This window comes from Saccharomonospora iraqiensis subsp. iraqiensis (assembly GCF_000430445.1).
GTDB lineage: Bacteria > Actinomycetota > Actinomycetes > Mycobacteriales > Pseudonocardiaceae > Saccharomonospora > Saccharomonospora iraqiensis.
In genome coordinates this window covers 89,663-94,956 of sequence record NZ_KE387069.1, presented here as the reverse complement: position 1 = coordinate 94,956, position 5,294 = coordinate 89,663, and the positions used below count along the sequence as shown (strand labels likewise).

The window sequence follows — 5,294 nt, the reverse complement described above, 5'->3', positions numbered from 1 at the left end:
CCCGCCGGGGTCGCCGCCGGGCGCAAACTGCTGCGCAGCGTCTTCTTCAAGGGGATGGCGGCCGCCGTGGTGGAGGCGCTGGAGGCCGCCCGCGCCGCCGGGTGCGAGGACTGGCTGCGGGACAACATCGCCACCGAGCTCGCCGGCGCGGATGAGTCCACTGTGGACCGTCTGGTGAGCGGGAGCCACACACACGCCGTACGGCGCGGCGCCGAGATGGACGCGGCCGCCGCGATGCTGGACGACCTCGGCGTGTCGCCCACCGTGACGCGCGCGGGCCGCGAGCTGCTGCGCGGGCTCGGCGACTCCTGAGCCCGACCGCGTCCCCGGGTGACCGGGCAACGGACGGGGGTCACCCCGCGCGGGTGTCGAGTTCGTGCAGCACCCGCATGGTGTCGAGTCCCCGCGCGACCGACGACTCCGGCTCCCGTCCCCCGGTCACCGCGGCGACGAACTCGCGGTCCTGCTCCTCGATGCCGTCCGCGGCGCCGTCGCCGGTCACCTCCGCGAGGTCGACCGGGTTCCCGTGTCCGTCGACGAGGTCGTCGTAGTGCGCGACGTACGTGCCCTCGTCGCACACGTAGCGGAAGGTCGTCCCCTGTGGACCGTCGTGGTGGAAGGAGAGCGCCGCCGTGCACAGCGCCCCGGACGGCACCTTCAGGCCGATGCTCAGGTCCATCGCGATGCCCAGGTTCGCGTCCGGCGGCCCCTGCAGCGCGAACAGCCCGGAGGGGCGCTCACCCGTGGTGTGACCGAACAGGTCCACGGTGTGGCAGGCGTGGTGCCACAGCAGGTGGTCGGTCCAGTCGCGCGGCTCGCCCAGCGCGTTGCGGTTGTCCCGGCGGAGGAAGAAGGTCTGCGCGACGAGGTGCCGCAGCCGCAGCCTCCCCGCCGCGATCCGGGCGCGCACCCAGCGGTGCGGCGGGTTGAACCGGCGGGTGTGGCACACCATCGCGACCCGGCCGGACTCCCGCGCCACCCGCGCGAGCTCCTCGGCGTCGGCGAGGTTGTCCGCCATCGGGATCTCCACCAGGCAGTGCTTGCCCGCGCGCAGGACCCGCACGGCCTGGTCCGCGTGCAACGGGGTGGGCGTGGCGAGCACGACCGCGTCGATATCGGGGCGCACCAGCATCCCGTCCAGGTCCGTGGACACCTCCGGGACGCCGTACTCGGCGGCGACCGCGGCGCCCGCCTCTCCCCGTCCCGCCACGAGCGCGCACACCTCGACTCCGGGGATCCGCCCCAGCACGGACAGGTGTTTGCGCCCGATCGCACCCTCACCGGCGACACAGATCCGCACACGCACCCCTTTCCACACCGACGTCCGGCCACACGGACCGGCACGGCCGCACCGGCCGGGAACGAGCATAGGCGTGACCGGCGGGGTCCCTCACCCGGCACGCGGACCAGGCCGGCGGGGCGGCGCGCCGCACACCGTCCGGGACGGATGACGTAGATCGCCGCCGACCCGGGCGTGATTTCGCACCACCGGCGATGACGCGGCCCCGGCGTCCCCGGCATCCTCTCCCCCGGGTGCCGGCCCGACCGACGGGTGTGCCACCCCGCAACGACGCACGGAGGTCACCGTCATGCCGTCTGAGGAACCCCCACCGCCGGTGGAGGTGCTCGTCGTGGACGACCACCCGGCGGTGCGCGGCGCGCTCCGCGCATACCTGGGCGCGCTCGGCGACGTCGACGTGGTCGCCGAGGCCGAGGACGGCCTCCGGGCACTCGACGAGCTGCGGACGTTGGCCCGGCGCCGCGCCCTGCCGCACGTCGTCGTGCTCGATCTGGCCATGCCACGCATGGACGGGGTCCTCGCCACCCGGGAGATCCTGGACCGGTTCCCGGGGGTGGCCGTCGTGGTGCTGGCCGGCTTCGGCCAGTCGTCCCGGGCCCACGCGGCGTTGACCGCGGGCGCCCGGGCGTGCCTGTCCAAGGACGGCGATCCGGGACAGCTCGTCCGGACACTGCGGACGGTCGCCGACCACCGATCCGGTCCACACGGGGACGCACCGTCACCGGACGGGAGAGCCTGACACCCGCCTCCGGACACCCGGCCACCCGCCCGTGGAGCACGCCCGGTGGCGGGGCGTGTGCTCGACGTCGTCGGCCCACGGAACTCCGGTCGCCCCCACCGCGCGACAAATGACGTAGAAACCCCGCCACCGCCGCGTGGGAGGGCACGGAGGGGTGTCCCTGCCCGGGTGGGGCGTGCATGCTGGGAGGTGGCGGACGGACGTCCGCCACGGTCCAGGTGCCCGCGCGGCCGTGCACCACCGGCACCACGAGAACCGTTCCCCCGCCGACCGCGACACCGGAGGAGGACTCCCGTATGGCCGTCCCACCGGGCCCGTCGGACACCGGATCCCGCCGGGCGGACACCGGGTGGTCCGTGTCGGTGTCCCGGGACACGACGGTGCCGGCCGACGACGTTCCGGACGGCCTCGCCGTCCTCGACCCGCGTGGGCACTTCGTACGGCTCAACCGCGCGGCGCTCGCCCTGTGCGGTGGCACCGGCGCGGACCTCACCGGAACGCCGGGGCCGTTCCCGCTGGCCGACGAGTGCGGAGCCGGGTCACCGGGACTGTTCGACGACGACACCGCCGAACAGGTCACCACGTACACCCCCGCCACGGGCGGGCAGCGGGAATTCGCGTACCGGTTGCATCCGCTGTCGGACGATCCGCGCTACACGGTCGTCGCCTTCCGGGACGTCACCGACGAACGGCACCGGCAGCGACGGGTCACCGCCCTGGCCCGGACCGCCGCCAAGCTCGCCTCCCAGGGGACGGTGTCGGCGACACTGGACGCGCTGGCCGCCGAGGTGGTGCAGGCCGACGGGCTGGCGGGGGTGCAGATCCTCACCCGGGGCGAGTCGGGCGGCCGGTTGCACGTCATGGGATCCGCCGGGTTCCGGCACCCGACCGACTTCTTCCGCAGGCTCACGCGGGTGCACGAACTCGGTGGCACGCTGCAGATGCTCACCGCGCTGCGGACCCGGGAGCCGGTGGTGATCCCGCGCCGGTGGGAGGCCCTGCGGGACGACCCCGCCTGGGCTCCGCTGCACGACTACCTGGTGGAGCTGGACTGGGACTCGTTCGTCAGCATCCCGCTGATCACGCGGGGGCAGTCCACCGGCGTGCTCAACGCCTACCTCGCCCCCGGGCAGACGGTGAACGCCCGCACGATGGAGTTTTTGACCGCGATGGCCGAGCAGGCCGCGATCGCCGTCGACTACACCACGCTCGTCGAGCGGGAACGGGACGTGGCGCGCCGGGAGGAACGGCAGCAACTCGCCCGCGACCTGCACGACTCGGTCGTGCAGCAGGTGTTCTCCGCCGGGATGCACGTCAAGTCGATGGAGGTGCTGGCGGGGCGGGACGACACCGTACCCGCCGACACGATCGCCCGGGTGAGCGGTGAGGTCGGCGAACTCACCCGCAGCGCACTCGCGGACCTGCGGGCGATGGTGCACCAGCGGCGTCCGTCGGCGTCGGTCGCCGAGGCCGGGCTCGCCGAGGCACTGCGGGCGTTCGTGGACGGCACCGCCGCCCGTGCGGGACTGCGCTGCGAGGTCCGGATCGCCCCCACGGTGGACGGACTGGACGCGGAACTGTCCGAGGACGTCTACCGGATCGTCACCGAGGCGGTGCACAACGTGGTCAAGCACGCGGACGCCGCGACCGTCTCGGTGGACGCGGACCTGCGGGACGGATGGCTGGAGGCCACCGTCGCCGACGACGGCCGGGGATACGACACGCCGCCCGAAGGGGACTCCTCCGGCGGATACGGGATCGAGACGATGCGGGAAAGGGCGACACGATGGGGTGGAACCGTGACACCGACCTCCGGGCGCGGGGCGGGGACGACCGTGCGGGCCGTGCTCCCGTCGACACCGGCGGCGTCGACGCTGGAACTGCCCGACCCGACGCCGGAGGGACCGGCCCGGTGACCGGGGCGTCGGCCGACCCGGTGCGGGTACTGATCGTGGACGACCACGCCGTCGTGCGCCGCGGCATCCGCGCCTACCTCGACGTCCTCGACGACATCGAGGTCGCGGGCGAGGCCGACGACGGGGACGACGCACTCGAGCGGTTGCGTGTGCTGGGCTCGCACGGGCAGCTGCCCGACGTGGTGCTGCTCGACCTCGTCATGCCCCGGATGGACGGGGTGACCGCCGCCGCGCACATCGCCGAGTCCCACCCGGGTGTCCGGGTGGTCGTGCTGACCAGCTTCGGCGAGCTGGAGCGGGTCCACACCGCCCTGGCGAAGGGCGTCGCGGGGTACCTGCTCAAAAGCGCCGGGCCGGACGAGGTGGCCGCCGCCGTGCACGCCGCCGCCTCCGACAAGGTGTATCTGGATCCGGCCGTCGCGCAGCGCCTGACCCGGGAGATGGTCTCGCCGCCCACCGGGCTGACCGCACTGACCGACCGGGAACGCGACGTGCTCGTCCTCGTGGCGCGCGGGCACTCGAACCGGGAGATCGCCGACCGGCTCGTGATCAGCGAGCGCACGGCGCGCACGCACGTGAGCAACCTCCTGCGCAAGCTGCAGCTGAGTTCCCGGACGCAGGCCGCCCTCGTCGCCGTGCGGGAGGGCCTGGTCGCCGCCCGGTCCTGAATTCCGTCCGGCCCTCGATCACCCACGGGTGGGCGGTTCACCGGCCGTCCGGTCGGATCAGGTGTTCCGGCCGCACCGGGACCCGCCGCAGCGGTCGGCCCGTCGCCGCGCGGATCGCCGCGACGATCGCCGGGGTGGACGAGATGGTCGGTGGTTCACCGACGCCCCGCAGCCCGTAGGGCGCGTGCGGGTCGGGCCGTTCGAGCACGTCGACCGCCATCCGGGGCATGTCGAGCACGGTCGGGACGAGGTAGTCGGTGAACGACGGGTTGCGGATCACGCCGTCGTCGGTGCGGATCTCCTCCAGCACCGCGAGCCCGAGCCCCTGCGCCGAACCGCCGTGGATCTGGCCGCGCACCGCCTGCGGGTGGACGGCGCGGCCGACGTCCTGGGCGCAGTCCAGCGCCACCACCTTCACCAGTCCCAGCTCGGTGTCCACGTCGACGACCGCGCGGTGGGCGGCGAAGCCGTACTGCACGTGCGCGACCCCCTGGCCGGTCTCCGGGTGCAGGCTCCCGGTGGGGCGGTGCCGCCACTCGACGGTCTCGTCCAGCTCGTCCGCACCGAGCACGGCGGCGATGTCGGCGACGACACCGTCGCGTGTGGACACCACTTTCCCGCCTTCGACCCGCAGTTCCCCGGCCGGGCGGCCGGTCCGGGCGAGCAGCGCG

6 protein-coding genes are annotated in these 5,294 nt (G+C 74.1%); 4 read left to right on the top strand and 2 right to left on the bottom strand.

Features of this window, described 5'->3' with window-relative positions:
• On the top strand, positions 1 to 312 hold a 312-nt coding region (locus ACTIR_RS22185), incomplete at its 5' end, for a DUF1932 domain-containing protein (protein ID WP_034238835.1).
• A 40-nt stretch (positions 313 to 352) separates the two neighbouring features.
• On the opposite strand, the gene ACTIR_RS0107290 is transcribed toward ACTIR_RS22185, so the two are convergent.
• The gene (locus ACTIR_RS0107290; RefSeq protein ID WP_026453768.1) at positions 353 to 1,300 is read right to left on the bottom strand and encodes a Gfo/Idh/MocA family oxidoreductase; all 948 of its coding nucleotides are present in this window, start codon (positions 1,298 to 1,300) and stop codon (positions 353 to 355) included.
• 289 nt (positions 1,301 to 1,589) lie between these two features.
• Between ACTIR_RS0107290 and ACTIR_RS22180 the strand changes: the two genes are divergently transcribed.
• The 3 genes from ACTIR_RS22180 to ACTIR_RS0107275 all read left to right on the top strand — a co-directional run bounded on the left by ACTIR_RS22180 (position 1,590) and on the right by ACTIR_RS0107275 (position 4,623).
• Positions 1,590 to 2,039 (top strand): response regulator, encoded by a 450-nt coding sequence (locus ACTIR_RS22180; protein WP_084789351.1) that lies wholly within the window; start codon positions 1,590 to 1,592, stop codon positions 2,037 to 2,039.
• A 296-nt stretch (positions 2,040 to 2,335) separates the two neighbouring features.
• Complete coding sequence (locus ACTIR_RS0107280; protein WP_026453767.1) at positions 2,336 to 3,955, top strand: sensor histidine kinase; 1,620 nt, start codon at positions 2,336 to 2,338, stop codon at positions 3,953 to 3,955.
• Positions 3,952 to 4,623: a response regulator gene (locus tag ACTIR_RS0107275; RefSeq protein ID WP_026453766.1), complete on the top strand. Its 672-nt coding sequence runs from the start codon at positions 3,952 to 3,954 to the stop codon at positions 4,621 to 4,623. The genes ACTIR_RS0107280 and ACTIR_RS0107275 overlap by 4 nt, the downstream gene beginning before the upstream one ends.
• Before the next feature lie 37 nt (positions 4,624 to 4,660).
• Here ACTIR_RS0107275 and ACTIR_RS0107270 read toward each other — a convergent pair.
• Positions 4,661 to 5,294: molybdopterin cofactor-binding domain-containing protein (locus ACTIR_RS0107270; protein ID WP_154663692.1), on the bottom strand; the 634-nt coding region annotated here is incomplete at its 5' end.